General features: G+C 60.1%; 31 protein-coding genes. 17 read left to right on the top strand and 14 right to left on the bottom strand.

Features of this window, described 5'->3' with window-relative positions; all coding sequences use genetic code 11:
• The first annotated feature begins 14 nt into the window (after window positions 1–14).
• The 3 genes from HX801_RS07285 to HX801_RS07275 are packed head-to-tail and all read left to right on the top strand — an operon-like array spanning window position 15 to window position 1,996.
• Entirely contained in the window at window positions 15–458 is a 444-nt protein-coding gene (locus HX801_RS07285) for a hypothetical protein (RefSeq protein WP_003216099.1), read from the top strand.
• Window position 459: 1 nt separating this feature from the next.
• On the top strand, window positions 460–1,071 hold the full coding sequence (locus HX801_RS07280; protein ID WP_008434313.1) for a superoxide dismutase: 612 nt from the start codon (window positions 460–462) through the stop codon (window positions 1,069–1,071).
• Window positions 1,072–1,102: 31 nt separating this feature from the next.
• Entirely contained in the window at window positions 1,103–1,996 is an 894-nt protein-coding gene (locus tag HX801_RS07275) for a ZIP family metal transporter (RefSeq protein ID WP_087692866.1), read from the top strand.
• Between the two features lie 13 nt (window positions 1,997–2,009).
• On the opposite strand, the gene HX801_RS07270 is transcribed toward HX801_RS07275, so the two are convergent.
• The gene (locus HX801_RS07270) at window positions 2,010–2,960 is read right to left on the bottom strand and encodes a GlxA family transcriptional regulator (protein ID WP_087692865.1); all 951 of its coding nucleotides are present in this window, start codon (window positions 2,958–2,960) and stop codon (window positions 2,010–2,012) included.
• A gap of 114 nt (window positions 2,961–3,074) precedes the next feature.
• On the opposite strand from HX801_RS07270, the gene HX801_RS07265 reads away from it, so the two are divergent.
• Window positions 3,075–4,076, top strand: a complete 1,002-nt coding sequence (locus HX801_RS07265) for an SLAC1 anion channel family protein (RefSeq protein WP_102369902.1) — start codon at window positions 3,075–3,077, stop codon at window positions 4,074–4,076.
• 20 nt (window positions 4,077–4,096) lie between these two features.
• On the opposite strand, the gene HX801_RS07260 is transcribed toward HX801_RS07265, so the two are convergent.
• The 10 genes from HX801_RS07260 to HX801_RS07215 all read right to left on the bottom strand — a co-directional run bounded on the left by HX801_RS07260 (window position 4,097) and on the right by HX801_RS07215 (window position 11,146).
• On the bottom strand, window positions 4,097–4,369 hold the full coding sequence (locus HX801_RS07260; protein ID WP_177021835.1) for an HPr family phosphocarrier protein: 273 nt from the start codon (window positions 4,367–4,369) through the stop codon (window positions 4,097–4,099).
• 16 nt (window positions 4,370–4,385) lie between these two features.
• Window positions 4,386–5,243, bottom strand: a complete 858-nt coding sequence (gene rapZ / locus HX801_RS07255; protein WP_003216111.1) for an RNase adapter RapZ — start codon at window positions 5,241–5,243, stop codon at window positions 4,386–4,388.
• A gap of 2 nt (window positions 5,244–5,245) precedes the next feature.
• Window positions 5,246–5,710 (bottom strand): PTS IIA-like nitrogen regulatory protein PtsN, encoded by a 465-nt coding sequence (ptsN, locus tag HX801_RS07250; RefSeq protein WP_003216114.1) that lies wholly within the window; start codon window positions 5,708–5,710, stop codon window positions 5,246–5,248.
• A gap of 12 nt (window positions 5,711–5,722) precedes the next feature.
• The gene (hpf, locus tag HX801_RS07245) at window positions 5,723–6,028 is read right to left on the bottom strand and encodes a ribosome hibernation-promoting factor, HPF/YfiA family (RefSeq protein WP_003216115.1); all 306 of its coding nucleotides are present in this window, start codon (window positions 6,026–6,028) and stop codon (window positions 5,723–5,725) included.
• A 75-nt stretch (window positions 6,029–6,103) separates the two neighbouring features.
• The gene (locus HX801_RS07240; RefSeq protein ID WP_003216117.1) at window positions 6,104–7,597 is read right to left on the bottom strand and encodes an RNA polymerase factor sigma-54; all 1,494 of its coding nucleotides are present in this window, start codon (window positions 7,595–7,597) and stop codon (window positions 6,104–6,106) included.
• A gap of 184 nt (window positions 7,598–7,781) precedes the next feature.
• Complete coding sequence (gene lptB, locus HX801_RS07235) at window positions 7,782–8,507, bottom strand: LPS export ABC transporter ATP-binding protein (protein WP_003216119.1); 726 nt, start codon at window positions 8,505–8,507, stop codon at window positions 7,782–7,784.
• A complete protein-coding gene (gene lptA, locus HX801_RS07230; protein WP_023659193.1) occupies window positions 8,507–9,079 on the bottom strand; it encodes a lipopolysaccharide transport periplasmic protein LptA in 573 nt (190 codons plus the stop codon). The genes lptB and lptA overlap by 1 nt, the downstream gene beginning before the upstream one ends.
• Window positions 9,066–9,638 (bottom strand): LPS export ABC transporter periplasmic protein LptC, encoded by a 573-nt coding sequence (gene lptC, locus HX801_RS07225; RefSeq protein WP_003216122.1) that lies wholly within the window; start codon window positions 9,636–9,638, stop codon window positions 9,066–9,068. The genes lptA and lptC overlap by 14 nt, the downstream gene beginning before the upstream one ends.
• Before the next feature lie 8 nt (window positions 9,639–9,646).
• A complete protein-coding gene (locus tag HX801_RS07220) occupies window positions 9,647–10,171 on the bottom strand; it encodes an HAD family hydrolase (RefSeq protein ID WP_087692862.1) in 525 nt (174 codons plus the stop codon).
• A complete protein-coding gene (locus tag HX801_RS07215; RefSeq protein ID WP_003216126.1) occupies window positions 10,172–11,146 on the bottom strand; it encodes a KpsF/GutQ family sugar-phosphate isomerase in 975 nt (324 codons plus the stop codon).
• Between the two features lie 292 nt (window positions 11,147–11,438).
• On the opposite strand from HX801_RS07215, the gene HX801_RS07210 reads away from it, so the two are divergent.
• The 10 genes from HX801_RS07210 to hisC all read left to right on the top strand — a co-directional run bounded on the left by HX801_RS07210 (window position 11,439) and on the right by hisC (window position 19,514).
• Complete coding sequence (locus HX801_RS07210) at window positions 11,439–12,248, top strand: ATP-binding cassette domain-containing protein (protein WP_003216128.1); 810 nt, start codon at window positions 11,439–11,441, stop codon at window positions 12,246–12,248.
• Window positions 12,248–13,045 carry a lipid asymmetry maintenance ABC transporter permease subunit MlaE gene (mlaE, locus tag HX801_RS07205; RefSeq protein WP_003216131.1) on the top strand — a complete coding sequence of 266 codons (798 nt, stop codon included), beginning with the start codon at window positions 12,248–12,250 and terminating at the stop codon, window positions 13,043–13,045. Before HX801_RS07210 ends, mlaE begins: the two co-directional genes overlap by 1 nt.
• Window positions 13,045–13,512: an outer membrane lipid asymmetry maintenance protein MlaD gene (gene mlaD, locus HX801_RS07200; protein WP_003216133.1), complete on the top strand. Its 468-nt coding sequence runs from the start codon at window positions 13,045–13,047 to the stop codon at window positions 13,510–13,512. Before mlaE ends, mlaD begins: the two co-directional genes overlap by 1 nt.
• Window positions 13,513–13,523: 11 nt before the next feature.
• The gene (locus tag HX801_RS07195; protein ID WP_003216135.1) at window positions 13,524–14,177 is read left to right on the top strand and encodes a phospholipid-binding protein MlaC; all 654 of its coding nucleotides are present in this window, start codon (window positions 13,524–13,526) and stop codon (window positions 14,175–14,177) included.
• Window positions 14,174–14,479 (top strand): lipid asymmetry maintenance protein MlaB, encoded by a 306-nt coding sequence (locus tag HX801_RS07190; protein ID WP_003216137.1) that lies wholly within the window; start codon window positions 14,174–14,176, stop codon window positions 14,477–14,479. Before HX801_RS07195 ends, HX801_RS07190 begins: the two co-directional genes overlap by 4 nt.
• A gap of 114 nt (window positions 14,480–14,593) precedes the next feature.
• Window positions 14,594–14,833, top strand: a complete 240-nt coding sequence (locus tag HX801_RS07185) for a BolA family protein (protein ID WP_008434291.1) — start codon at window positions 14,594–14,596, stop codon at window positions 14,831–14,833.
• Between the two features lie 23 nt (window positions 14,834–14,856).
• Window positions 14,857–16,122 carry a UDP-N-acetylglucosamine 1-carboxyvinyltransferase gene (murA, locus tag HX801_RS07180; protein ID WP_003216140.1) on the top strand — a complete coding sequence of 422 codons (1,266 nt, stop codon included), beginning with the start codon at window positions 14,857–14,859 and terminating at the stop codon, window positions 16,120–16,122.
• Between the two features lie 247 nt (window positions 16,123–16,369).
• Window positions 16,370–17,005: an ATP phosphoribosyltransferase gene (gene hisG, locus HX801_RS07175; RefSeq protein WP_003188599.1), complete on the top strand. Its 636-nt coding sequence runs from the start codon at window positions 16,370–16,372 to the stop codon at window positions 17,003–17,005.
• 127 nt (window positions 17,006–17,132) lie between these two features.
• A complete protein-coding gene (hisD, locus tag HX801_RS07170) occupies window positions 17,133–18,458 on the top strand; it encodes a histidinol dehydrogenase (RefSeq protein WP_008434283.1) in 1,326 nt (441 codons plus the stop codon).
• A 3-nt stretch (window positions 18,459–18,461) separates the two neighbouring features.
• Window positions 18,462–19,514, top strand: a complete 1,053-nt coding sequence (gene hisC / locus HX801_RS07165) for a histidinol-phosphate transaminase (RefSeq protein ID WP_003216145.1) — start codon at window positions 18,462–18,464, stop codon at window positions 19,512–19,514.
• A 128-nt stretch (window positions 19,515–19,642) separates the two neighbouring features.
• Here the strand turns inward: hisC and HX801_RS07160 are convergent, their stop codons facing one another.
• The gene (locus HX801_RS07160; protein ID WP_003216147.1) at window positions 19,643–20,917 is read right to left on the bottom strand and encodes a uracil-xanthine permease family protein; all 1,275 of its coding nucleotides are present in this window, start codon (window positions 20,915–20,917) and stop codon (window positions 19,643–19,645) included.
• 2 nt (window positions 20,918–20,919) lie between these two features.
• Complete coding sequence (upp, locus tag HX801_RS07155) at window positions 20,920–21,558, bottom strand: uracil phosphoribosyltransferase (RefSeq protein WP_177021834.1); 639 nt, start codon at window positions 21,556–21,558, stop codon at window positions 20,920–20,922.
• A gap of 165 nt (window positions 21,559–21,723) precedes the next feature.
• On the opposite strand from upp, the gene HX801_RS07150 reads away from it, so the two are divergent.
• The 3 genes from HX801_RS07150 (at window position 21,724) to HX801_RS07140 (ending at window position 23,324) form a co-directional block, all read left to right on the top strand.
• Window positions 21,724–22,281: a hypoxanthine-guanine phosphoribosyltransferase gene (locus HX801_RS07150; protein WP_003216150.1), complete on the top strand. Its 558-nt coding sequence runs from the start codon at window positions 21,724–21,726 to the stop codon at window positions 22,279–22,281.
• 61 nt (window positions 22,282–22,342) lie between these two features.
• A complete protein-coding gene (locus HX801_RS07145) occupies window positions 22,343–22,828 on the top strand; it encodes a hypothetical protein (protein ID WP_008434279.1) in 486 nt (161 codons plus the stop codon).
• A 208-nt stretch (window positions 22,829–23,036) separates the two neighbouring features.
• The gene (locus HX801_RS07140; RefSeq protein ID WP_177021833.1) at window positions 23,037–23,324 is read left to right on the top strand and encodes a PA4642 family protein; all 288 of its coding nucleotides are present in this window, start codon (window positions 23,037–23,039) and stop codon (window positions 23,322–23,324) included.
• Between the two features lie 94 nt (window positions 23,325–23,418).
• Here the strand turns inward: HX801_RS07140 and mqo are convergent, their stop codons facing one another.
• A complete protein-coding gene (mqo, locus tag HX801_RS07135) occupies window positions 23,419–24,927 on the bottom strand; it encodes a malate dehydrogenase (quinone) (RefSeq protein WP_003216154.1) in 1,509 nt (502 codons plus the stop codon).
• Window positions 24,928–25,394: the final 467 nt, after the last annotated feature.

The following is a 25,394-nucleotide window of genomic DNA, read 5'->3' as shown; positions in this document are numbered from 1 at the left end:
TTTGGAGGCTCACCATGGAGCACTGGAAACGCACGATCGAACGGGCCAATCGCTGCTTTATGGCGGGCGAGCTGGTAGATGCCCGCGAGGCCTACCTGCAAGCCCTGGCCCTGGCTCAAGTGTTGTTTGAGCGCTGGGCGGATGCCGACGAAGCGGTGGCGGCTTGCGTCATTTCCCATCACAACCTGGCCGACCTGCACTTGCGCCTGAACCAGCCGGAAGAAAGCGCGGAATACCTCTGCGCCATTCACCAGCGCCTGTTGCAGACCATGCAAGACACCCGTCTTAACCCGCTATTGCGGGAAGCGGCCCTGCGTCAGAGCAGCAAGACCTACGTCGAACTGCTGAATTTCATCAGCGATCACGGTGAGTACCCACGTACCCACCGCCTGCTGGGCAGCAACGTGGCGCCATCGGATGCGTCGACCCGCAACAGCCCTTTTTATGGAGCTCATTGATATGTCCTACACCTTGCCGGCCTTGCCTTACGCCTACGATGCCCTTGAACCGCATATCGACGCACAAACCATGGAGATCCATTACACCAAGCACCACCAGACCTACATCAACAACCTCAACGCAGCCGTCGAAGGCACCGAGTTTGCCGCTTGGCCGGTGGAGAAACTGGTGTCCAGCGTCCAGCAACTGCCGGAAAAACTCCGGGCGGCGGTGATCAACCAGGGCGGCGGCCACGCCAACCACTCGTTGTTCTGGGCTGTCATGTCGCCCAAGGGCGGCGGCAAGCCAGACGGCGCGCTGGGTGACGCCATCGACGAGCAGTTGGGCGGTTTCGACGCCTTCAAAGAGGCCTTCACCAAAGCTGCCTTGACCCGTTTCGGCAGCGGCTGGGCGTGGTTGAGCGTGACGCCGCAAAAGACCCTGGTGGTGGAAAGCAGCGGCAACCAGGACAGCCCGTTGATGAACGGCAATACGCCAATCCTCGGCCTGGACGTCTGGGAACACGCTTATTACCTGCTGTACCAGAACCGTCGTCCGGAATACATCAATGCGTTCTACAGCGTCATCAACTGGCCGGAAGTTGCCGGCCGCTACCAGGCTGCGCTGGGCTGAAACTCCTCTATAACAAGATCTAAGGCCGACTATGGGCACTGAAACACTGGCGATCAGCAGCGTGCGAATGTTTCGTTATGCGTTTGGCTCGCTGCTGCTATTGGCAGGAACTGCATTGCTGGTGGCCCAAGGGCTGGCCTGGCTTGACCTGGAACCGCGCATCCTGCGTGCCTTGCAGGGCGGGGCCATCTGCGCGCTCGGCACCGCCCTGGGTGCCGTGCCGGTACTGGTGATCCGCCGGATGCCATTGGCGGTGAGCGACACGCTGCTCGGCTTCGGTGCCGGGGTGATGTTGGCCGCTACGGCGTTTTCGCTGATCGTGCCGGGTATTGCGGCTGCCCAAAGCCTGGGGCTGACGCCATGGGGCGCCAGTGGATTGATCAGTTTCGGCATCATGCTGGGCGCGTTCGGGCTGTATCTGGTGGATCGCAAGGTCTCCGGCGCGAGCCCGGAAATGCTGGTGGGCAGTCCGGATCATCCGGTGATACCGCCGCGTATCTGGCTGTTTGTGTTCGCCATCATTGCCCACAACATTCCCGAAGGCATGGCCGTGGGTGTCTCGGCAGGCGGCGGCATGCCGGATGCCGACAGCCTCGCCATGGGTATTGCCTTGCAGGATGTGCCGGAGGGACTGGTGATTGCGTTGGTGCTGGCCGGGGCAGGGATGTCGCGGGTCAAGGCATTCCTGATCGGCGCAGCGTCAGGGCTGGTGGAGCCGGTGTTTGCGGTGCTATGTGCCTGGCTGGTGAGCCTTGCTCAGGTGCTGTTGCCGCTGGGGCTGGCGCTGGCGGCCGGGGCCATGCTGCTGGTGGTGACTCACGAAGTCATTCCCGAGTCGCGGCGCAATGGCCATGACAAGCTCGCCAGCCTGGGGCTGTGTATCGGGTTTTGCTTGATGATGGTGATGGATACGGCGTTGGGCTGAGGCTGTCGCGCTTCTACAAGAAGCGCTTGCGGTAGTCGCTGGGGGTAACGCCCAGGCGGCGAACGAAGGCGCGCCGGAACCCATCAACATTGGCATAGCCGACCTGATCGGCCAGGCGTTTGAGCGAGACATTCGAGCCTTCGATCAGCCGCCGTGCCTGGTCGATACGTGCCAGCTCCACGAACTCGGCAGGGGTGAATCCACCCTCGGCCTTGAATACCCGGGCAAAGTTGCGTTCGCTCATGTCAGCGCGCTGGGCCAGCAATGCCACGCTCAGGTCTGCGGCCAGGTTGTCGACGATATAGGTCTGTATCTGGCGAATGTTCGTGCGCTCTGCGGTCTGTGCCGCCAGTTGGGCGCTGAACTGTGACTGGCCGCCCGGCCGTTTGAAGTACATCACCATTTCCCTGGCCACACTGAGCGCCAAATCACGGCCGTGGTCCTCCTCGACTAACGCGAGCGCCAGATCCATACCGGCCGTCACACCGGCGGAGGTGTACAGGTTACCGTCGCGGATAAAAATGCTGTCCGGTTCGACCACGGCATCGGGGTATTGCCTGGCCAGCAATGCACTGGAATTCCAGTGCGTGGTGACGCGTCGCCCGACCAGCAAGCCAGCAGCCCCCAGCACAAAAGCGCCACTGCAAACCGAGCCTATCCGCCGCACGCGCGTGGCCTGGTAGCGCACCCAGTCCCGCAGGTGGGCGTCGTGTGCCACATCATTCACGCTGGGGCTTCCTGCGATCAGCAGCGTATCGATAGCCCCCTTGAACGTCTCGATGGAGTCATCCGTGGCCAGGCGAAGCCCATTGGTTCCCTTGATCTGCCCGGCGACGGTACCGATGACCGAGATCCGGTATGCACGGGAATTGCCCAATTGCCTGGCCGCTTCAGCGAACACATCGGCAGGGCCCACGACATCCAGCATTTGCACACGGGGAAACGCCAGGAGGGCAATTCGCATGGTGTCGGTCTCCGTAGTGGAATTGGCTGAAATCGTCGTTAAGCGACACTATAGGACAGAGGGGAGGTAGGCGACACTGTCCGTCACGTGCTTTATCGTCAACCGGAGACCCGCATGAGCATCTGTAACGCGCCACTTCCCCCCTTCGCTGTCGAATCGAGCGAGCGGTCGGGGTCCATCAAGAATCTTCCCATCAATTTGTTTGGCGCCGTGATGGGGTTGGCCGGCCTGAGCCTGGCCTGGCAGTCCGCCAGTGAATATGTGGCTTACGCGCAAATGATCGGAGCGGTCATTGGTGGGTTTGCCATTCTGGTGTTTATCGCACTGGTGGCGGGGTATCTCACCAAGTGGGTTAAATACCCTGCGGCGGTCAAAGCTGAGTTCAATCACCCGATATCAGGAAATTTCTTTGGCACGGTGACGATCGCGTTGCTGCTGCTGTCGGCAGTCGTAGGTTCAGCTAGCACCCTGATCAGCCAAGGGCTTTGGATGTTGGGTAGCCTGCTGACCATGATCCTGGCGGCAATTGTGCTCTCGCGACTGTTGTCCGGTAATCAGGAGTCGCAATATGCGGTGCCTGCCTGGCTGATCCCGGGGGTGGCGGCGCTCGACATCGCGGTGACAGGTGCCCACATGCCCATGGCGTGGGCATACGAGTTCAATCTGTTCGCGATGGCGGTAGGGAGTGTGATTGCGCTGGTGTTCTTCACGCGAATTTTTTCACGTCTGGTTCACGAGCCGGTGATGGCCAAAGGTATGACACCTTCGCTGATGATACTTATCGCCCCCTTTGAAGTCGGCTTTCTGGCTTACACCAACTTCTTTGGCAGCGTCGACTACTTTGCCAGCGTGCTCTTCTACTTTGGCCTGTTCCTGTTTGGGGTGCTGGCATTCAAAGTATTCCGTCAGGCCGCGCCTTTTTCTCCTGCCTGGTGGGCAATCAGCTTTCCGATTGCGGCATTGAGCAACGCTGCGTTGAAATATGCCGATGCCAAAGGAGGCGTGATCCTGGAAGCGATTGCCTATCTGATCCTGGCTTTCCTGACGATCGCCCTGGCCGTACTGACGGTCAAGACGTTGAAGATTCTGTTCAACGGCAAACTGCTGTCCAACTGACGCAGGGGAGGGGCGATTACCTACTCGCCCTCATCAAAGAAATTATTGATCAACGCTACCAGGGCACCCATCGCTTCCTGCTCTTGCTCGCCTTCGGTCTTCAAATGAATCTTCGTGCCCTTGCCCGCAGCCAGCATCATCATGGCCATGATGCTTTTGCCGTCGACCATGGATTCCGGGGTGCGCCCGGCGCGGATCTGGCAAGGGAACTGCCCGGCGACGCCGACGAACTTGGCCGAGGCCCGGGCGTGCAGGCCCAGCTTGTTGATGATTTCAATTTCCAGAGCGGGCATCGCGGGGGTGTTCCTTTCAGCTGAGGTCGCGGTGGCGAACCTGGACGTTCTTGAGGGTTTGTTGCAGCACCTTGCCCAGGCGTTCGGTCAGGTAGACGGATCGGTGGTGGCCGCCGGTGCAGCCAATGGCGATGGTGACATAAGCCCGATTGCTGGCCGCAAAACGCGGCAGCCATTTGAGCAGGTAGCTGGAGATGTCCTGGTACATTTCCTCGACATCCGGTTGCGCCGCCAGGTACTCGGCCACAGGTTGGTCCAGCCCCGACTGATCCCGCAGTTCCGGCTTCCAGTACGGGTTGGGCAGGCAGCGCACATCGAACACCAGGTCGGCATCTACCGGCATGCCGCGCTTGAAACCGAACGACTCGACAAGGAACGCCGTGCCTGGCTCCGGCTGGTTCAGCAGGCGCAGCTTGATCGCATCCCGCAGTTGATACAGGTTCAGGCTGGTGGTGTTGATCTTGAGGTCGGCCAGGTCAATGATCGGCCCCAGCAGTTTGGTCTCGTCCTCGATGGCTTCGGCCAGGGAACGATGAGGGCTGCTCAACGGGTGGCGGCGACGGGTTTCGGAGAAGCGCTTGAGCAGGGTCTCTTCGTCGGCGTCCAGGTACAACACATCGCAATGGATATGCTTGGCCCGCACTTCTTCGAGCAGTTCAGGAAAGCGTGTGAGGTGGCTGGGCAGGTTGCGGGCGTCGATCGACACGGCGACCAGCGGTTGCGCCAGCTCGGTATGAATCAGCGCGCGTTCCGCCAGTTCCGGTAGCAGGCCGGCGGGCAGGTTGTCGATGCAATAGAAGCCGTTGTCCTCAAGAACATTGAGGGCCGTGCTTTTACCTGAGCCGGAACGGCCGCTGACGATGATCAAACGCATGATTAATGCCCGTTTTGTTCATCCAGGACAACCTGGTAGAGCGCCTCATTGCTTGAGGCACTACGCAGTTTGTCGCGTACGTCCTTGCGGTCGAGCATGCTGGCGATCTGCCGAAGCAGCTCCAGGTGCGCATCGGTGGCAGCTTGCGGGACCAGCAGCACGAACAGCAGGTCGACCGGCGCGCCGTCGATGGCGTCGAAATCGATAGGGGCGTCCAGGTGCAGCAGGGCGCTGACTGGAGACTCACAACCTTGCAGGCGGCAGTGAGGAATGGCGATGCCGTTGCCAAAGCCGGTGGAGCCGAGCTTTTCACGGGCGATCAGGGCCTCGTACACAGCTTGCGTATCCAGTTCGGGCACTTCGCGGCCGATCAGGTTGGCAATTTGTTCGAGGGCGCGCTTTTTACTGCCGCCCGGCACGTTCACGAGGGAACGGCCGGGGGTCAGGATGGTTTCAAGTCGGATCATGGGTGGGGAGTGTTAGCGGCCAGTGCCTTGAAGAAGGCTCTGCTGCTTTTCCTTATGCTTTTTAAGTTGGCGGTCAAGCTTGTCTGTGAGCAAGTCGATTGATGCATACATGTCTTCATGTTCGGCATTGGCGACCACTTCGCCACCGGGTATCTGAAGTGTCGCTTCGATTTTCTGCTGAAGCTTGTCGACCTTCATGATGACCTGCACGTTGGTGATCTTGTCGAAATGGCCCTCAAGCTTCTTCAGCTTCAGCTCGACGTATTCGCGCAATGGAGGGGTGACTTCTACATGGTGTCCACTGATGTTGACTTGCATACAGCTTCTCCTTCGTTGCCAGTGCATAAAGCGGCGGGTAGGAATACCCGCCACTGGAACGCTATGGCCCGCCCGTCACATCAAACGCTTACGCTCGCTGGAAGGCGCGATCCCTAGGGACTCGCGGTACTTGGCGACGGTTCGACGGGCGACCTGAATGCCTTGTGCCTCCAGTAAACCAGCGATCTTGCTGTCACTCAACGGCTTTTTCTGATTTTCCGCGGCAACCAGTTTTTTGATGATCGCGCGGATCGCCGTGGACGAGCATTCGCCGCCTTCGGAGGTGCTGACGTGGCTGGAGAAAAAGTATTTCAGCTCATATATACCCCGTGGGGTATGCATGAATTTTTGCGTGGTCACCCGGGAAATCGTTGATTCGTGCATGCCCACCGCCTCGGCGATGTCGTGCAGTACCAGCGGCTTCATTGCTTCATCGCCGTATTCCAGGAAGCCGCGCTGGTGCTCGACGATCTGGGTGGCGACTTTCATCAGGGTTTCGTTGCGGCTCTGCAGGCTCTTGATGAACCAGCGGGCTTCCTGCAGTTGGTTACGCATGAAGGTGTTATCGGCGCTGGTGTCGGCGCGGCGGACAAAACCTGCGTATTGCGGATTGACCCGCAGGCGCGGCACCGATTCCTGGTTCAGCTCCACCAGCCAGCGTTCGTTGTCCTTGCGCACAATCACGTCGGGCACGACATATTCGGCTTCGCTGGACTCGATCTGCGAGCCCGGGCGTGGGTTGAGGCTCTGCACCAGCTCGATGATCTGGCGCAGGTCATCTTCCTTGAGCTTCATGCGGCGCATCAGCTGGCTGTAGTCGCGGCTGCCCAGCAGGTCGATGTAGTCGGTGACCAGGCGCTGCGCTTCGCTCAGCCAAGGCGTCTTGGCCGGCAATTGGCGCAGTTGCAGCAGCAGGCACTCGCTGAGGTTGCGGGCGCCGATGCCGGCCGGCTCGAATTGCTGGATGCGGTGCAGGACGGCTTCGATTTCGTCCAGTTCGATGTCCAGTTCCGGGTCGAACGCCTCGAGGATCTCCTCAAGGGTCTCGTCCAGGTAGCCCTGGTTGTTGATGCAATCGATCAGGGTCACGGCGATCAGGCGATCGGTATCGGACATCGGTGCCAGGTTCAGCTGCCAGAGCAAATGGCTTTGCAGGCTCTCGCCGGCTGATGTGCGGGTGGTGAAGTCCCACTCGTCGTCATCGTTGCTGGGCAGGCTGCTGGCGCTGGTCTGGTAGACGTCTTCCCAGGCGGTATCCACGGGAAGTTCGTTGGGAATGCGTTCGTTCCATTCGCCTTCCTCAAGGTTATCCACCGTGGGGGCGGTTTCCTGATAGGAGGGTTCCTGTACGTCGGGGTTGGGCTTTTGCTCGATGTTGTCGGCCAGCGGGTCTGCATTATCGAAGTCGTCGCCTTCTTCCTGGCGTTCGAGCATCGGATTGGACTCCAGGGCCTCCTGGATTTCCTGTTGCAGGTCCAGGGTCGACAATTGGAGCAGGCGGATGGCCTGTTGCAGCTGCGGTGTCATCGTCAGCTGCTGGCCCATTCTCAGGACTAGCGATGGTTTCATGGCAGGGGCTTAACACCTTATTCGCCGGCGCAATGCGCCATCCACGACAGGGCGCGTGAGCGCCAAACATAAGCAAATTATATGCCTGATATCGGGGGCTTTGCCTAGAGCGCGGTAACAATAAAAATACTGAGGTTTTTATTGACTACCGCGCTCCATGGCGAATGGCCTGATACCACCGTGTTTACAGGCGGAACTCGTGACCCAGATACACTTCCTTGACCAGTTCGTTGGCCAGGATAGTGGCAGAGTCACCTTCGGCAATCAGCTGTCCATCGTTGACGATGTAGGCGGTTTCGCAGATATCGAGTGTCTCACGGACGTTGTGGTCGGTGATCAATACACCGATGCCCTTGGCCTTGAGATGATGGATGATCTGCTTGATGTCGCCGACCGAGATCGGGTCGACACCGGCGAAAGGTTCGTCCAGCAGGATGAACTTGGGCGCCGTGGCCAGCGCACGGGCGATTTCCACACGACGACGCTCGCCGCCGGAAAGGCTCATGCCGAGGTTGTCGCGAATGTGGTTGATGTGGAATTCCTGCAGCAGGCTTTCCAGCTCTTTCTTGCGCCCGGCGCGGTCGAGTTCCTTGCGGGTCTCGAGGATGGCCATGATGTTGTCGGAAACCGACAGTTTGCGGAAGATCGATGCTTCCTGGGGAAGATAGCCGATACCCGCCTGCGCACGGCCGTGCATAGGCTGGTGGCTCACGTCCAGGTCGTCGATCAGGACGCGGCCTTGATCGGCCTGCACCAGGCCGACGATCATGTAGAAGCAGGTGGTCTTGCCGGCACCGTTGGGGCCGAGCAAGCCGACGATCTGGCCGCTGTCGATCGACAGGCTGACGTCACGCACGACCTGACGGCTTTTATAAGCCTTGGCCAGATGCTGGGCTTTCAGGGTTGCCATTAATTCGCCTTCTTCGCGTCGGGTTTCGGCGCCGGCTGGGCTGCGCCCGGTTTCTGCTTCGGCTGGATAACCATGTCGATACGCGGCTTCGGCGTGCTGATTTTCGAGCCGGTAGCACGGCCGGCCTGGGCGATCTGCTTCACCGTGTCGTAGACGATTTTTTCGCCGTCGGTGGTGTTGCCGTCATTGATGACCCGGGCCTGGTCGATCAGCACGATGCGGTTTTGCTGGGCGTGGTACTGGATCGTCTTGCCATAGCCTTTGACCGGCGTAGGGTCGCCCACTTTCTGCAGTTGTTCGAAATACGCCAGGTTGCCCACCGAAGTGACCACGTCGATATCGCCTGCCGGGGTACGAGTCAGTGTCACGGTGTTACCCGTCACTTTCATCGAGCCCTGGGTGATGATCACGCTGCCCGTGTAGGTCGCGATACCTTGCTTGTCATCCAGCTGCGCATCGTCAGCCTGAATGTGGATCGGTTGCTGGCTATCGTTCGGCAGAGCCCAGGCGCTCACGCTTCCCAGTGCTGCGCCCAGGCCGAGCAAAATAGGGAGGGTTTTAACGAGCCTCATACTGTCCTCTTACGTTCGATAGCAGGTGTATCCTGCTTTCTTTCAAATACGCTTTCATTCCCTTGCCAGTCGATACACCGCCAGCGCCGTCAATTCTAACGTCTTGCTCGGTCTGCGCATATTGCTTCTGTGGGAATACGGTCATGCGACTGCTGGTAATAATGGTGTCGCGGTTCTTGGCGTCAGTGCGGGCTACCCGCACCGAGTCAATCAGTTCCACTTGGGTGCCGTCCGGGTTGACCTCGCCACGCTCGCTGGTGACGTGCCACGGAAATTCGGCGCCGCGGTACAGGTTCATGTCCGGCTTGGTCAGCAAAGTGACCTCGGATGCCTTCAAGTGTTCGACCTTGTCGGAGGTCATTTCATACTGGACCTTGCCATCGGGCAGGTACTGGATGCTGTGGGCGTTGATGGCGTAATAGTCGATAGCACTCTCGTCAACCTGTGCAACCGGCTTGTCGAGGAAGCGCTCCGGGCTGATATTCCAGTAGCCGACCGCGAGGAAAACCGCGGCGATGACTGCAAGTATCAGGAAATTGCGAATCTTTTTACTCAGCATAAAACGCTCTATAGGTAGGCGGCGTGGGCCGCTTCAAGGCTGCCTTGGGCGCGCAGAATCAACTCGCAGAACTCGCGGGCGGCGCCTTCGCCGCCGCGGGCGGTGGTTACACCATGGGCGTGTTCGCGAACGAACGCCGCCGCATTGGCCACGGCCATGCCCAGGCCGACCCGGCGAATCACCGGCAGGTCGGGTAAATCGTCACCCAGGTACGCAACCTGCTCATAGCTTAGGTTGAGTTGGCCAAGAAGCTCGTCCAGAACCACCAGTTTATCCTCGCGGCCCTGATACAGGTGAGGAATACCCAGGTTTTGTGCGCGGCGTTCCACAACCGGGGTCTTGCGACCGCTGATGATGCCGGTTTGCACGCCCGCCGCCATCAGCATCTTGATGCCCTGGCCGTCGAGGGTGTTGAACGTCTTGAATTCGCTGCCGTCTTCCAGAAAGTACAGGCGGCCATCCGTCAGCACGCCGTCGACGTCGAAAATCGCCAGCTTGATGTGCTTGCCCCGTTGCAACAGGTCGGTGGTCATTTACATCACTCCCGCACGCAGCAAGTCGTGCATGTTCAGGGCGCCAACCGGACGGTCGTCGCTGTCGACCACCACCAGCGCCAGGATCTTGTGGTCTTCCATGATCTTCAGTGCTTCGGCCGCGAGCATGTCAGGGCGTGCGGTCTTGCCGTGAGGCGTCATGACTTCGTCGATGGTGGCGGTCTGGATGTCGAGGTTGCGGTCCAGGGTGCGGCGCAGGTCGCCGTCGGTGAAGACTCCGGCCAGCCGCCCGTCGGACTCCAGGATTACGGTCATGCCCAGGCGCTTGAGGGTCATTTCCATCAAGGCATCTTTCAGCAAGGTGCCGCGTGGCACTTGTGGCAGCTCGTCGCCGGCGTGCATGACGTTTTCCACTTTCAGCAGCAGGCGACGGCCAAGGGCGCCGCCCGGGTGGGAAAACGCGAAGTCTTCGGCGGTAAACCCGCGGGCTTCCAGCAATGCCACGGCCAGCGCATCGCCCATGACCAGGGCAGCGGTGGTGGAGGAGGTCGGTGCCAGGTTCAGCGGGCAGGCCTCGTGGGCAACGTGCACGTTCAAATTCACTTCGGCGGCTTTTGCCAGCGTCGAGTCCGGGTTGCCGGTCACGCTGATCAGTTGGATACCCAGGCGCTTGATCAGCGGCAGCAGGGTCACGATTTCGTTGGTGGTGCCGGAGTTGGACAGTGCCAGGATGATGTCGTCCCGGGTGATCATGCCCATGTCGCCGTGGCTGGCTTCGGCCGGATGCACGAAGAACGCGGTGGTCCCGGTGCTCGCCAGGGTGGCGGCGATCTTGTTGCCGACATGCCCGGATTTGCCCATGCCGACCACCACTACGCGGCCCTTGCTGGCCAGAATCATCTCGCAGGCGCGTACGAAATCCGCGTCGATATGGGCCAGCAAGCCTTCTACGGCTTCAAGCTCGAGGCGGATGGTGCGTTGTGCGGATTGAATAAGGTCGCTGGATTGGCTCATGTCTGAAATCGTATAGCCTGACGAAAAGTCGGCGATTATAACGGTAATGATCAATTCCCTCACACAAGTTCGTCAGGCTTTATTCAATCCACCTGTGGTTGAGATTGAACCTCAGCCAGGATTTTTTAGCTGTCCTGTTTCTGAACAAGCTCTGTTCCGGCCTTGGGGGCGCTGTACCAGCAGTGATATAGTTCGCGGCCAGTTCGGTCCGCACGGCCTTTTTGTCTATTCGGCGCAAGCATTTGTCGAAAACAAAGTGTCTGAGTGAAAGGCTGCATCCCAAGGAGTTTAGATGAGTGCCGATAACGCCTACGCGGTCGAGCTGAAGGGCCTTTCCTTCAAGCGCGGTACGCGCAGCATCTTCAATAATGTGGATATTCGCATTCCCCGCGGCAAAGTCACGGGCATCATGGGGCCTTCCGGCTGCGGCAAGACTACGCTGCTGCGCCTGATGGGCATGCAATTGCGCCCCTCCGCCGGTGAAGTCTGGGTCAATGGCCAGAACCTGCCGACCCTTTCGCGCAGTGACCTGTTCGATGCCCGCAAACACATGGGCGTCCTGTTCCAGAGCGGCGCGTTGTTTACCGATCTCGATGTTTTCGAAAACGTGGCGTTCCCGCTGCGGGTGCATACACAGCTGTCCGATGAAATGATTCGTGACATTGTGTTGCTGAAATTGCAGGCCGTCGGGCTGCGCGGTGCTATCGATTTGATGCCCGACGAGTTGTCCGGAGGCATGAAGCGTCGTGTCGCCCTGGCGCGTGCCATCGCCCTCGACCCGCAGATTCTCATGTACGACGAGCCTTTCGTTGGCCAGGACCCGATCGCCATGGGGGTGCTGGTACGCCTGATCCGCCTGCTCAATGATGCGTTGGGTATCACCAGTATCGTGGTTTCCCACGACCTGGCCGAGACCGCGAGCATTGCCGACTACCTATATGTAGTGGGCGATGGCCAGGTGCTGGGGCAGGGCACGCCTGAAGAACTGATGAACGCAGACAACCCGCGCATTCGCCAATTCATGACCGGCGATCCCGATGGCCCGGTGCCTTTTCACTTTCCGGCAGCGGACTACCGCTCAGATCTTCTGGGGAAGCGCTGATGCGCAAGACATCATTACTCGAAAAGGTTCGCCTTTTCGGTCGCTCCGGCATCGATATCATCGGTGTGCTGGGGCGTTCGACGATTTTCCTGTTTCATGCCTTGCTCGGCCGCGGCGGTATTGGCGGCGGTTTCGGCCTGCTGATCAAGCAACTGCACTCCGTGGGTGTGATGTCTCTGGTGATCATCGTGGTCTCCGGGGTGTTCATCGGCATGGTGCTGGCGCTGCAAGGCTTCAATATCCTCTCCAGCTACGGGTCCGAGCAGGCTGTTGGGCAGATGGTTGCCCTGACGCTGTTGCGTGAGTTGGGCCCGGTGGTGACCGCTCTCCTGTTTGCCGGGCGTGCCGGTTCGGCACTGACGGCCGAAATCGGCAACATGAAGGCCACCGAACAGCTGTCCAGCCTGGAAATGATCGGTGTCGATCCGCTCAAGTACATTGTTGCCCCGCGTCTGTGGGCCGGCTTCATTTCCCTGCCACTGCTGGCGATGGTGTTCAGCGTGGTGGGAATCTGGGGCGGTTCCTGGGTCGCGGTTGACTGGCTGGGGGTCTACGACGGCTCCTACTGGGGCAACATGCAAAACAGCGTGACCTTCAGCGGCGACGTGCTCAACGGCATCATTAAAAGCATCGTCTTCGCCTTTGTAGTGACCTGGATCGCCGTATTCCAAGGCTATGACTGTGAGCCCACCTCAGAAGGGATCAGTCGCGCCACCACCAAGACCGTTGTGTACGCCTCGCTGGCGGTACTGGGCCTTGACTTCATTTTGACCGCCTTGATGTTTGGAGATTTCTGATGCAAAACCGCACTGTGGAAATCGGTGTCGGCCTTTTCTTGCTGGCTGGCATCCTGGCTTTACTGTTGCTCGCCCTGCGAGTCAGCGGCCTATCGGCCAGCCCCACCGCCGATACTTATAAACTTTACGCCTACTTCGACAATATCGCCGGTTTGACTGTCAGAGCTAAAGTGACCATGGCGGGTGTAACCATCGGCAAGGTCACGGCAATCGATCTGGACCGCGACAGCTTCACCGGCCGTGTGACCATGCAGGTGGACAAGAAGGTAGATAACCTGCCGACTGACTCCACTGCGTCTATCCTCACCGCTGGCCTGCTGGGCGAGAAGTACATCGGCATCAGCGTCGGCGGGGAATCTGCCCTGCTCAAGGATGGTTCGACCATTCATGACACACAGTCGTCGTTGGTGCTGGAGGACTTGATCGGTAAATTCCTGCTCAATACCGTCAATAAAGACGCCAAATGAGGAATGTGTTCATGATCTCTACTTTGCGACGTGGCCTGTTGGTACTGCTCGCGGCACTGCCGTTGATGGCTAACGCCGCTGCCGGCGGTTCTGCGCATGACCTGGTGCAGGACACCACCAACAAGATGTTGGCTGACCTGAGTGCCAACAAGGAAAAGTACAAGCAGGACCCGAGTCAGTTCTATAACGCGCTGAACACGATTGTCGGGCCTGTTGTTGATGCTGAAGGTATTTCCAAAAGCATCATGACCGTCAAGTATTCGCGCAAGGCTACGCCTGCGCAGATGCAGACATTCCAGGAAAACTTCAAGAAGGGCTTGTTCCAGTTCTACGGCAACGCCCTGCTGGAGTACAACAACCAGGGGATTACCGTCGCCCCTGCCGGGGATGAGTCAGGTGACCGCACCAGCGTCAACATGAGCGTCAAGGGCAACAACGGTGCGGTCTACCCTGTGCAGTACACGCTCGAGAAGGTCAACGGCGAGTGGAAACTGCGTAACGTGATCATCAACGGCATCAACATTGGCAAGCTGTTCCGTGACCAGTTCGCGGATGCCATGCAGCGCAATGGCAACGACCTGGACAAAACCATCAACGGTTGGGCCGGTGAAGTGGCCAAGGCCAAGGAAGAAACCGACAAAGCTGCCGGGAAGCCTGCCCAATGACCGAGTCGGCCATTCGCCTTGGCGAGTCCGGTGAGCTGTTGCTCAGCGGCGTGCTGGATTACAGCACTGGACCCGCCCTGCGCAAGCAGGGCCAGGCGCTGATCAATGCCAGTACCGCTCCTGCGCTGGTGCTGGATTGCTCGGCGGTGGTGAAGTCCAGCAGCGTCGGCTTGTCGTTGCTGCTGTGTTTCATGCGCGATGCGCAGGCCGTCAAAAAGCCGGTGAGCATTCGTGCATTGCCCGAAGACATGCGTGAAATCGCTGAGGTTTCCGGTCTGACCGAGCTGTTGGCGCATCCTTAATACACATTATTAAAGAAGCCCCCCGTCAGAGTCCTGCTATGCGGGGTTCGCAGGCGCGGGGCTTTTTTGTATGATGTGCGACCCGCGCGCACTGGGCGCCCATAGAGGTTGATCATGCAGGCCCTAGAAGTTAAAAGCTTCCTTGAAGGAAAGCTGCCCGAAACTAATGTTGAAGTTGAGGGCGAAGGCTGCAATTTCCAGCTGAACGTGATTAGCGATGAACTGGCGGCATTGAGCCCGGTCAAGCGTCAGCAGCAGATCTATGCCCATTTGAACCCGTGGATCACCGATGGCAGCATCCATGCGGTCACTATGAAATTTTTCAGCCGCGCGGCCTGGGCCGAGCGCACCTGAGCCCCCAAGGCGTCGAGATTCTTATGGATAAATTGATTATTACCGGCGGTGCTCGTCTTGACGGCGAGATCCGTATTTCCGGGGCGAAGAACTCCGCCCTGCCGATCCTGGCAGCGACCTTGCTGTGCGATGGCCCGGTTACCGTGGCCAACCTGCCGCACCTGCATGACATCACCACCATGATCGAGTTGTTCGGTCGCATGGGCATCGAGCCGGTGATCGACGAGAAACTCAGCGTCGAAATCGACCCGCGCACCATCAAGACCCTGATCGCACCGTACGAGCTGGTGAAAACCATGCGCGCCTCGATCCTGGTACTGGGCCCGATGGTTGCCCGGTTCGGCGAAGCCGAAGTCGCACTGCCTGGCGGTTGCGCCATCGGTTCGCGTCCGGTGGACCTGCACATCCGTGGCCTCGAAGCCATGGGTGCAACCATTGACGTCGAAGGCGGCTACATCAAGGCCAAGGCGCCGGAAGGCGGCCTGCGTGGCGCAAACTTCTTCTTTGATACCGTCAGTGTGACCGGTACCGAGAACATCATGATGGCCGCTGCCCTGGCCAATGGCCGCAGCGTGCTGCAAAACGCCGCGCGCGAGCCGGAAGTGGTCGACCTGGCCAACTTCCTGATCGCCATGGGTGCCAACATCACCGGCGCCGGCACCGACACCATCACCATTGATGGCGTGAAACGCCTGCATTCGGCTACCTACAAGGTGATGCCGGACCGCATCGAGACCGGTACCTACCTGGTCGCTGCTGCCGTCACCGGTGGCCGTGTCAAGGTCAAGGACACTGATCCGACCATCCTCGAAGCCGTCCTGGAAAAACTCAAGGAAGCCGGCGCCGAGATCACCACCGGTGAAGACTGGATCGAGCTGAACATGCATGGCAAGCGGCCAAAAGCCGTTAACGTGCGTACCGCTCCGTACCCGGCGTTCCCGACCGACATGCAGGCGCAGTTCATTTCCCTGAACGCGATTGCCGAAGGCACCGGTGCCGTGATCGAGACCATCTTCGAAAACCGCTTCATGCACGTGTACGAGCTGCACCGCATGGGCGCCAAGATCCAGGTCGAAGGCAACACCGCCATCGTGACCGGCATCGAGAAGCTCAAGGGCGCGCCAGTGATGGCTACCGACCTGCGTGCCTCCGCCAGCCTGGTGATCTCGGCGCTGTGCGCTGACGGCGACACCCTCATCGACCGCATCTACCACATAGACCGTGGTTACGAGTGCATCGAAGAGAAGCTGCAGATGCTCGGCGCGAAAATCCGCCGCGTACCGGGCTAGTTCCCGGGGCTGTTGACACCGTCATTGTGGCGAGGGAGCTTGCTCCCGCTGGACTGCGCAGCAGTCCCAGTCTTTTTAAACAAAGATCAGGGCCGCTTCGCGCCCCAGCGGGAGCAAGCTCCCTCGCCACACGACGATGTATGCTGTTAGCTGATTTGTTTCAAGTCGAGGCTGTAATGGCCTCGATCTGTGTCTGGCGCCGATTGCGACCGGACAGCAATAGCCTGATGAAGGACTGACGTTTCCCATGTTGACCATCGCACTGTCCAAGGGCCGCATCCTTGACGACACTTTGCCGCTTCTGGCTGAAGCGGGCATCGTGCCGACCGAGAATCCGGACAAGAGCCGCAAGCTGATCATCCCCACGACCCAGGACGACGTTCGCCTGCTGATCGTGCGTGCCACCGATGTGCCAACTTACGTTGAACATGGCGCGGCCGACCTCGGCGTCGCGGGCAAAGACGTGCTGATGGAATACGGCGGCCAGGGCCTGTACGAGCCGCTGGACCTGCGTATTGCCCTGTGCAAGCTGATGACCGCCGGCCGTGTCGGTGACGTCGAGCCTAAAGGCCGCCTGCGGGTGGCGACCAAGTTCGTCAACGTTGCCAAGCGTTACTACGCCGAGCAAGGCCGCCAGGTCGACATCATCAAGCTCTACGGCTCGATGGAGCTGGCACCGCTGATCGGCCTGGCCGACAAGATCATCGACGTGGTCGACACCGGCAACACCCTGCGCGCCAACGGCCTGGAGCCCCAGGACTTTATCGCCGACATCAGCTCCCGGCTGATCGTCAACAAAGCTTCGATGAAAATGCAGCACGCCCGTATCCAGGCGTTGATCGACACCCTGCGCAAGGCAGTGGAGTCTCGACACCGCGGTTGACTCACCCGCGCGGCCCCAAGCCGCGCCCGTCTATCCGCCTCATAGCCAGAATTCTCAGGTGCCCAAGCGGATCGACTGCTAACTTTCGGCGCCTGAGCATTTTTGCCATTCCTATGAGGCCCTCGCTATGACCACGTCCACTGCAATTGCCCGACTCAACGCTGCCGACCCGGATTTCGCCCATCATCTGGATCATCTGCTGAGCTGGGAAAGCGTGTCCGACGATTCGGTCAACCAGCGGGTGCTCGACATCATCAAGGCCGTGCGCGAGCGCGGTGACGCGGCGCTGGTTGATTTTACCCGGCAGTTCGATGGCCTGGATGTCGCCTCCATGGCCGACCTGATCCTGCCCCGCGAACGCCTGGAACTGGCCTTGACCCGCATCACCGCGCCCCAGCGCGAAGCCCTGGAAGTGGCGGCCGCGCGGGTGCGCAGCTACCACGAGAAACAGAAACAGGATTCCTGGAGCTACACCGAGGCCGACGGCACCGTACTGGGCCAGAAGGTCACGCCGCTGGACCGTGCCGGCCTGTACGTGCCGGGCGGCAAAGCGTCGTACCCGTCCTCGGTACTGATGAACGCGATTCCGGCCAAGGTGGCCGGCGTGACCGAGGTGGTCATGGTGGTACCTACGCCGCGCGGCGAAATCAACGAACTGGTGCTGGCAGCGGCCTGCATCGCGGGCGTTGATCGCGTGTTCACCATCGGTGGCGCCCAAGCGGTAGCGGCCCTGGCCTACGGCACCGAAAGCGTGCCGAAGGTCGACAAGGTGGTTGGCCCGGGCAACATCTACGTGGCCACGGCCAAGCGCCATGTATTTGGCCAGGTCGGCATCGACATGATCGCCGGCCCTTCGGAAATCCTCGTGGTGTGTGACGGCCAGACCGACCCGGACTGGATCGCCATGGACCTGTTCTCCCAGGCCGAGCACGACGAAGACGCCCAGGCGATCCTCGTCAGCCCGGATGCCGAATTCCTGGACAAGGTCGCCGCCAGCATCGCCAAGCTGCTGCCGACCATGGAGCGCGCCGAGATCATCGAGAAGTCGATCAATGGCCGTGGCGCCCTGATCCTGGTCCGCGACATGGAGCAGGCCATCGAAGTGGCCAACCGTATCGCCCCGGAACACCTGGAGTTGTCCGTCGCCGACCCACAAGCCTGGCTGCCGCTGATTCGCCACGCCGGCGCGATCTTCATGGGCCGCCACACCAGCGAAGCCCTGGGCGACTACTGCGCAGGTCCCAATCACGTGCTGCCCACGTCGGGCACTGCGCGGTTCTCCTCGCCGCTGGGCGTATATGACTTCCAGAAGCGCTCGTCGATCATCTTCTGCTCGCCAGAGGGCGCGTCGGAGTTGGGCAAGACCGCTTCCGTGCTGGCCCGTGGCGAGTCGCTGACCGCCCACGCCCGCAGCGCCGAATACCGCATCGTTGACGATAAGCAGGGGAACTGAAACATGAGCAAATTCTGGAGCCCGCTCGTCAAGGATCTCGTGCCTTACGTGCCCGGTGAGCAACCGAAGCTGACCAAGCTGGTAAAACTCAACACCAATGAAAACCCCTACGGCCCATCGCCCAAGGCGCTGGCTGCCATGCAGGCCGAGCTGAACGACAATCTGCGTTTGTACCCGGACCCCAACAGCGACCTGCTCAAGCAGGCGGTGGCCAAGTACTACGGGATCGACGCGGGCAAGGTGTTCCTCGGCAACGGCTCCGATGAAGTCCTGGCGCACATCTTCCACGGTTTGTTCCAGCACGACCTGCCGCTGCTGTTCCCGGACATCAGCTACAGCTTCTACCCGGTGTACTGCGGCCTGTACCGCATTGCCTTCGACGCAGTGCCGCTGGATGAACAGTTCCAGATCCGCGTGTCGGACTACGCCAGGCCCAACGGCGGGATCATCTTCCCGAACCCGAACGCGCCGACCGGTTGCGTGATGGCGCTGGACGCCGTGGAGCAAATCCTCAAGGCCAGCCCGGACTCGGTGGTGGTGGTCGATGAAGCCTATATCGACTTCGGCGGCGAGACCGCCATCAGCCTGGTGGACCGTTACCCGAACCTGCTGGTGACCCAGACCCTCTCCAAGTCGCGCTCCCTGGCCGGTTTGCGGGTGGGCCTGGCCGTGGGCCACCCGGACCTGATCGAGGCGCTGGAGCGGGTCAAGAACAGCTTCAACTCCTACCCGCTGGACCGTCTGGCGATTGTCGGCGCGGCCGCCGCTTTTGAAGACCGCGAATACTTCCGGAACACCTGCAAGTTGGTGATCGATAGCCGTGAAAAGCTGGTGGCGCAACTGCAGGCCAAGGGGTTTGAAGTACTGCCGTCGGCGGCCAACTTCATCTTTGCCCGGCATCCAGGGCACGACGCTGCCGGGCTGGCGGCCAAGGTGCGGGAGCAGGGGGTGATTGTGCGGCACTTCAAGCAGGAGCGGATTGCCCAGTTCCTACGGATCAGTATTGGCACGCCTGAGCAGAACCAGGCGCTTATCGATGCGTTGGGCGAGCTGTAAGCCACACTGAAACTCAAAAAAATGTGGGAGCGGGCTTGCTCGCGAATGCGGTGGTTCAGTCCTGATGTGCTGAATGACACACTGCATTCGCGAGCAAGCCCGCTCCCACATTGGTTTTGCGTTGGCAGTTAGATCAGCGGCTCATCCGGCTTCTTGTTCTTCCAGCCGTCATTGCCCGGCAGCAGCAGATTCAACGCAATCGCTACCACCGCACACAGGGCGATGCCCTTCAGGCCAAAGTCATCCGGGCCAGTGCCGGTGCCTACCAGCACACCGCCAATCCCGAACACCAGGGTCACCGACACAATCACCAGGTTGCGCGCTTCGCCAAGGTCGATCTTGTGGCGGATCAGGGTGTTCATCCCCACTGCGGCAATCGAGCCGAACAGCAGGCACAGAATCCCGCCCATTACCGGGACTGGAATGCTTTGCAGCAGCGCGCCGAACTTGCCGATAAACGCCAGGCTGATGGCAAACACCGCCGCCCAGGTCATGATCTTCGGGTTGTAGTTCTTGGTCAGCATCACCGCGCCCGTCACTTCCGCGTAGGTCGTGTTGGGCGGGCCGCCGAACAGGCCGGCAGCGGTGGTGGCGATCCCGTCACCCAGCAGGGTGCGGTGCAGGCCAGGCTTCTTCAGGTAGTCGCGACCGGTCACGCTGCCCACCGCAATCACACCACCGATGTGTTCGATCGCCGGGGCCAGGGCCACCGGGACGATAAACAGGATCGCCTGCCAGTTGAATTCCGGCGCGGTGAAGTGGGGCAGGGCGAACCACGGTGCGGCGGCGATCTTCGCGGTGTCGACTACGCCGAAGTAGAACGACATAGCGAAACCCACCAGCACGCCGGAGATGATCGGCACCAGGCGGAAAATGCCTTTGCCGAACACCGCCACGATCAACGTGGTCAGCAGCGCCGGCATCGAGATCAGCATGGCGGTCTGGTAGTGGATCAACTCGCTGCCGTCACCGGCCTTGCCCATCGCCATATTGGCCGCAATCGGCGCCATGGCCAGGCCAATGGAAATGATCACCGGCCCGATCACCACCGGCGGCAGCAGCCGGTCGATGAAACCGGTGCCCTTGATCTTCACGGCCAGGCCCAGGAAGGTGTAAACGAAGCCGGCCGCCATCACGCCACCCATGGTCGCCGCGAGGCCGAACTGGCCCTTGGCGAGAATGATCGGGGTGATAAACGCAAAGCTCGACGCCAGGAACACCGGTACCTGGCGCCCGGTAACCACCTGGAACAACAAGGTGCCCAAGCCTGCGGTAAACAGGGCGACGTTTGGATCGAGACCGGTGATCAGCGGCATCAACACCAGCGCGCCAAATGCTACGAAGAGCATCTGTGCGCCAGACAGGATCTGGCGCCAAAGCGGGTCGTTGAACTCATCCTGCATGGTCACGCGTCCTTCTGCTTGGTACCGAAGATCTTGTCGCCGGCATCGCCCAGGCCCGGGATGATGTAGCCATTTTCATTCAGGCGTTCATCGATGGATGCGGTGTAGATCAACACGTCCGGGTGGGCTTTCTCGACGGCGGCGATGCCTTCGGGAGCGGCCACCAGCACCATGGCGCGGATGTCCTTGCAACCGGCTTTTTTCAGCAGGTCGATGGTGGCAACCATGGAGCTGCCGGTGGCGAGCATCGGGTCGATGATCATCGCCAGGCGCTCGTCGATTTCCGGTACCAGTTTTTCCAGGTAGGTGTGGGCCTGCAGCGTCTCTTCGTTGCGGGCCACGCCTACGGCGCTGACCTTGGCACCCGGGATCAGGCTGAGCACGCCTTCGAGCATGCCGATACCGGCACGCAGGATCGGCACCACGGTAATCTTCTTGCCGGCGATTTTCTCGACCTGGACGGGACCACACCAACCGGCGATCTCGTAGTTTTCCAGGGGCAGGTCTTTGGTCGCCTCGTAGGTGAGCAGCGCTCCGACTTCCTGAGCAAGCTCACGGAAGTTCTTCGTGCTAATGTCGGCGCGGCGCATAAGGCCGAGTTTATGTCGGATCAGCGGATGGCGGATCTCACGGATGGGCATGGGGAAAGGCTCCGGCGGCGGGCAAAAAAACCGGCCTAGATTAATCTATCCGAGGGTGTTGTCCTATAGACATCTAGTACGTTAGTCCATTAAGGCTTGAACGTTGCGCCTCACATGCGTACCTTTGCCCGCTTTTCTTGCCACAGCACCCCCTTGGAGAGCGCCATGTCCGCTGATCTCGAGCATATCCGTCAAATCATGCGCGAGGCTGACTGCCTGTACACCGAAGCGCAAGTCGAAGAGGCCATCGCCAAGGTCGGCGCGCACATCTCCCGTGAAATGGCCGACACCAACCCGGTGGTCTTTTGCGTGATGAACGGTGGCCTGATTTTCGCCGGTAAATTGCTCACCCACCTGCAATTCCCGCTGGAAGCGTCCTACCTGCACGCCACTCGCTATCGCAATGAAACCAGTGGCGGCGACCTGTTCTGGAAAGCCAAGCCGGAAGTCTCGTTCATCGACCGCGACGTGCTGATCATCGACGACATCCTCGACGAAGGTCACACCCTGGGCGCGATCATCGACTTCTGCAAACACGCCGGCGCGCGCAAGGTGCACACTGCCGTGCTGATCGACAAGGACCACGACCGCAAGGCCCGTCCGGACCTGAAAGCCGATTACGTGGGCCTGCCGTGCATTGACCGTTACATCTTCGGTTACGGCATGGACTACAAAGGCTACTGGCGCAACGCCAATGGGATCTACGCCGTCAAAGGGATGTAAGCGGGATTCAGGCGCAGGGTTGTCATGCTATCGTGCTTGGCCCCTGCGTCTGGAGCTGTTCATGAGCCTGTTGATTCGCACCTGCGCCGCCCTGGCGCTGACCCTCAGTTTGCCCCTGGCGGCTGCTCCGGCGCCGCTGCACAGCCAATTCCTGCCGCCCGACGACCTGACCCTGCGCGCCGAAACCCCGGACCAGCAGCAATTGCTGCAAGTCACCGAGTATTCGGTGGTGGTGGGTAACCAACGCCAATCCACCCAGCAGCCGATCCCGGTGACCTCGCCGTTGATGATCCGCCTCAAGGGCAAGTCCCTGAACAAAGGCGCGACCATCGCCCAGGTGATTCTCAATTTCGATGCCGAAAGCAAAAGCCTGAAAAAGCCGGTGTTCGACGACAAAAGCAAAACCCTGACCTTGTCGTATCCGGTGACCCAGTATCGGGTGATCGTCGACTTGTTGCGCAATGACACGGTCTATGTGCAATTCCTCACTTACGCCAACGGCCATATCTGGGCCGATTTGCACACCGGGGCGGTGCGCGCCAAATAATCCAGCCGACGCGCATTCGGCGGTGTAAATACAGTCAATGTGGGAGCTGGCTTGCCTGCGATAGCGGTGGGTCCGTTGGCCCATCTGTTACTGATGCACCGCTATCGCAGGCAAGCCAGCTCCCACATTGGTTCGCGTAGCTTTCGAAGCCGCTGTGCCGCAGGTAAACTGCTTTTCCCGTGTAAATGTCTGCAGGCTGGAGTCGGTAATGCGTAAAGATAAGAAACAGGTGATTGGTGATGAAATCGGCGACGAGCAAATCAAGCTGTTCCTGGATTTCGAGCCGGTAGACGCCACTTCGCCGTCCCTGCACAAACTGATCAAGGCCTACCGCGGCCTGCGTATCGACGACTTCGAACGCTTCCTGGTTTTCTTCAAGGAAGTCGGCCTGGACCTCGATGGCAAGGACGAGCATGGCCTGACCTTCGTTGAAGTGATCAAGGACCAGCGCAACTCCGCCGAGTACATCGAGCTGATCGAACAAGCCCGCGGCTGATTGTTGCGGACGAAAAAAAAACGCCCCATTGGGGCGTTTTTCGTTCCCACGCTCTGCGTGGGAATGCATCCACTGACACTCTGCGTCACGACGCTCAAGCGTAGCTTTCGGTCTCGCTGCTCTGCTCAACCAGTTCCAGGCTGATGTTGTTCTGCGTGTTGATCTTGCGATACAGCTCGGCATCGGTCTCCAGGACCTTTTCCCGAGCCGGGAAGATCTCGTGCAGCTTGGCGGCCCACTCACCGGCCGCTTTCGTCGGGAAGCAGCGTTCGATCAGTTCCAGCATGATCGACACGGTCACCGAAGCACCTGGAGACGCGCCGAGCAGGGCGGCCAGCGAACCGTCCTTGGCCGCAACCAGTTCGGTACCGAATTGCAGCACGCCGCCTTTCTTCGGGTCTTTCTTGATGATCTGCACCCGTTGGCCGGCCACTTCCAGGCGCCAGTCTTCGGCTTTTGCCTCAGGGTAGAAGCGACGCAGGGATTCCAGGCGCTGCTCCATGGACTGGCGCACCTCGCTGACCAGGTACTTGGTCAGGTCCATGTTGTCCCGGGCCACGGCCAGCATCGGGCCGATGTTGCCGGCACGAATCGACATGGGCAGGTCAAGGAACGAGCCGTGCTTGAGGAACTTGGTGGTGAAACCGGCGTATGGCCCGAACAGCAGGGATTTCTTGCCGTCGACCACACGGGTGTCGAGGTGCGGCACCGACATCGGTGGCGAACCCACGGCCGCCTGGCTGTAGACCTTGGCCTGGTGGTGCTTGACCACTTCCGGGTTGTCGCAACGCAGCCACTGGCCGCTGACCGGGAAGCCGCCGAAGCCCTTGCTTTCCTCGATGCCCGAGGCTTGCAACAGCGGCAGGGCCGCGCCACCGGCGCCGAGGAACACGAACTTGGCGTCCACATCACGGGAATTGCCGCTGTTGACGTCCTTGATGCTCACGGTCCAGCCGGCGCCGTTGCGCTTGAGGCCGGTGACGCGCTTGCTGTACTTGACCTGGGCATCCGGGGCGCTGGTCAGGTGCGAGAGCAACTGGTTGGTCAGGGCGCCGAAGTTGACGTCGGTGCCGTTCATCACGCGGGTGGCGGCGATTTTTTCGTCCAGCGGGCGGCCGGGCATCATCAGCGGCATCCACTCGGCCATCTCGCTGCGGTCTTCGGTGTAGTGCATGTCCGAGAACGCGTGGTGCTGGCTGAGGGTTTCAAAACGCTTCTTGAGGAACGACACGCCTTTCTCGCCCTGTACGAAGCTCAGGTGCGGCACGGGGCTGATAAAGGATTTGGACGAGCCAAAGGTGCCTTTCTTGGTCAGGTAGGCCCAGAACTGCTTCGACACCTCGAATTGGGTGTTGATGTGCACGGCTTTCTTGATGTCGATGGAGCCGTCGGCGGCCTGCGGTGTGTAGTTCAGCTCACACAGCCCGGCGTGGCCGGTACCGGCGTTGTTCCACGGGTTGGAACTTTCCGCGGCACCCGAATCCATCAGCTCAACGACTTCCAGCTTGAGGCCGGGGTCGAGCTCTTTGAGCAGTACGGCGAGGGTGGCACTCATGATGCCCGCACCTACCAGTACTACGTCGACTGCTTCGTTATGCGCCATTTAACGCGTCTCCAAAATCTGCAGCACCAAATTGACGGCATGGCTGCCAGGAGTGACGGGGCGGTTCACGTGATGCCCCAGGTTACCCATGGCCAGGATCGCCATGTCCGATTCTTCGCAATTTATCGCAAGCGGACGCTGCCGACCGGGCCTGATCTGCGTATGAACGCATTTAAGGGCGCCTGTGGCAATTCGACTTATGGTCAAGCTCGTCCGATCGTGCAACCAAATCCGTAGCGGACAGGCTTCAAGCTCCGGTTCTTGAGGAGTGCTCGGTCCTGTGTGGTGGGGCTGTTCCAGACGCTGATGGTGCTTGTACAAACGCAAAACTATTCATTTGCTCGCCACACTCTTGTGAAGTTGTGAAAACCCGTTTTTTTCACGCTCTTTTGAAGACGTGAACCTCAAAAAAGGGCTGCCCCAGCCTGGCACCTGGCCCGAAATCACTGCCGGCAAGCGGCAAAACG

The organism is Pseudomonas sp. G1002 (assembly GCF_013385455.1).
Classification (GTDB): domain Bacteria; phylum Pseudomonadota; class Gammaproteobacteria; order Pseudomonadales; family Pseudomonadaceae; genus Aquipseudomonas.
Note: the sequence above shows the minus strand (reverse complement) of the source record. Positions and strands in the feature narration are given on the sequence as shown.

Excerpts from the sequence above, each read along its gene's own strand:
- HX801_RS07285 (WP_003216099.1), top strand. The coding sequence starts at position 15 with ATGGAGCACTGGAAACGCACGATCGAACGGGCCAATCGCTGCTTTATG.
- HX801_RS07280 (WP_008434313.1), top strand. The coding sequence starts at position 460 with ATGTCCTACACCTTGCCGGCCTTGCCTTACGCCTACGATGCCCTTGAA.
- HX801_RS07275 (WP_087692866.1), top strand. The coding sequence starts at position 1,103 with ATGGGCACTGAAACACTGGCGATCAGCAGCGTGCGAATGTTTCGTTAT.
- HX801_RS07270 (WP_087692865.1), bottom strand. The coding sequence starts at position 2,960 with ATGCGAATTGCCCTCCTGGCGTTTCCCCGTGTGCAAATGCTGGATGTC.
- HX801_RS07265 (WP_102369902.1), top strand. The coding sequence starts at position 3,075 with ATGAGCATCTGTAACGCGCCACTTCCCCCCTTCGCTGTCGAATCGAGC.
- HX801_RS07260 (WP_177021835.1), bottom strand. The coding sequence starts at position 4,369 with ATGCCCGCTCTGGAAATTGAAATCATCAACAAGCTGGGCCTGCACGCC.
- rapZ (WP_003216111.1), bottom strand. The coding sequence starts at position 5,243 with ATGCGTTTGATCATCGTCAGCGGCCGTTCCGGCTCAGGTAAAAGCACG.
- ptsN (WP_003216114.1), bottom strand. The coding sequence starts at position 5,710 with ATGATCCGACTTGAAACCATCCTGACCCCCGGCCGTTCCCTCGTGAAC.
- hpf (WP_003216115.1), bottom strand. The coding sequence starts at position 6,028 with ATGCAAGTCAACATCAGTGGACACCATGTAGAAGTCACCCCTCCATTG.
- HX801_RS07240 (WP_003216117.1), bottom strand. The coding sequence starts at position 7,597 with ATGAAACCATCGCTAGTCCTGAGAATGGGCCAGCAGCTGACGATGACA.
- lptB (WP_003216119.1), bottom strand. The coding sequence starts at position 8,507 with ATGGCAACCCTGAAAGCCCAGCATCTGGCCAAGGCTTATAAAAGCCGT.
- lptA (WP_023659193.1), bottom strand. The coding sequence starts at position 9,079 with ATGAGGCTCGTTAAAACCCTCCCTATTTTGCTCGGCCTGGGCGCAGCA.
- lptC (WP_003216122.1), bottom strand. The coding sequence starts at position 9,638 with ATGCTGAGTAAAAAGATTCGCAATTTCCTGATACTTGCAGTCATCGCC.
- HX801_RS07220 (WP_087692862.1), bottom strand. The coding sequence starts at position 10,171 with ATGACCACCGACCTGTTGCAACGGGGCAAGCACATCAAGCTGGCGATT.
- HX801_RS07215 (WP_003216126.1), bottom strand. The coding sequence starts at position 11,146 with ATGAGCCAATCCAGCGACCTTATTCAATCCGCACAACGCACCATCCGC.
- HX801_RS07210 (WP_003216128.1), top strand. The coding sequence starts at position 11,439 with ATGAGTGCCGATAACGCCTACGCGGTCGAGCTGAAGGGCCTTTCCTTC.
- mlaE (WP_003216131.1), top strand. The coding sequence starts at position 12,248 with ATGCGCAAGACATCATTACTCGAAAAGGTTCGCCTTTTCGGTCGCTCC.
- mlaD (WP_003216133.1), top strand. The coding sequence starts at position 13,045 with ATGCAAAACCGCACTGTGGAAATCGGTGTCGGCCTTTTCTTGCTGGCT.
- HX801_RS07195 (WP_003216135.1), top strand. The coding sequence starts at position 13,524 with ATGATCTCTACTTTGCGACGTGGCCTGTTGGTACTGCTCGCGGCACTG.
- HX801_RS07190 (WP_003216137.1), top strand. The coding sequence starts at position 14,174 with ATGACCGAGTCGGCCATTCGCCTTGGCGAGTCCGGTGAGCTGTTGCTC.
- HX801_RS07185 (WP_008434291.1), top strand. The coding sequence starts at position 14,594 with ATGCAGGCCCTAGAAGTTAAAAGCTTCCTTGAAGGAAAGCTGCCCGAA.
- murA (WP_003216140.1), top strand. The coding sequence starts at position 14,857 with ATGGATAAATTGATTATTACCGGCGGTGCTCGTCTTGACGGCGAGATC.
- hisG (WP_003188599.1), top strand. The coding sequence starts at position 16,370 with ATGTTGACCATCGCACTGTCCAAGGGCCGCATCCTTGACGACACTTTG.
- hisD (WP_008434283.1), top strand. The coding sequence starts at position 17,133 with ATGACCACGTCCACTGCAATTGCCCGACTCAACGCTGCCGACCCGGAT.
- hisC (WP_003216145.1), top strand. The coding sequence starts at position 18,462 with ATGAGCAAATTCTGGAGCCCGCTCGTCAAGGATCTCGTGCCTTACGTG.
- HX801_RS07160 (WP_003216147.1), bottom strand. The coding sequence starts at position 20,917 with ATGCAGGATGAGTTCAACGACCCGCTTTGGCGCCAGATCCTGTCTGGC.
- upp (WP_177021834.1), bottom strand. The coding sequence starts at position 21,558 with ATGCCCATCCGTGAGATCCGCCATCCGCTGATCCGACATAAACTCGGC.
- HX801_RS07150 (WP_003216150.1), top strand. The coding sequence starts at position 21,724 with ATGTCCGCTGATCTCGAGCATATCCGTCAAATCATGCGCGAGGCTGAC.
- HX801_RS07145 (WP_008434279.1), top strand. The coding sequence starts at position 22,343 with ATGAGCCTGTTGATTCGCACCTGCGCCGCCCTGGCGCTGACCCTCAGT.
- HX801_RS07140 (WP_177021833.1), top strand. The coding sequence starts at position 23,037 with ATGCGTAAAGATAAGAAACAGGTGATTGGTGATGAAATCGGCGACGAG.
- mqo (WP_003216154.1), bottom strand. The coding sequence starts at position 24,927 with ATGGCGCATAACGAAGCAGTCGACGTAGTACTGGTAGGTGCGGGCATC.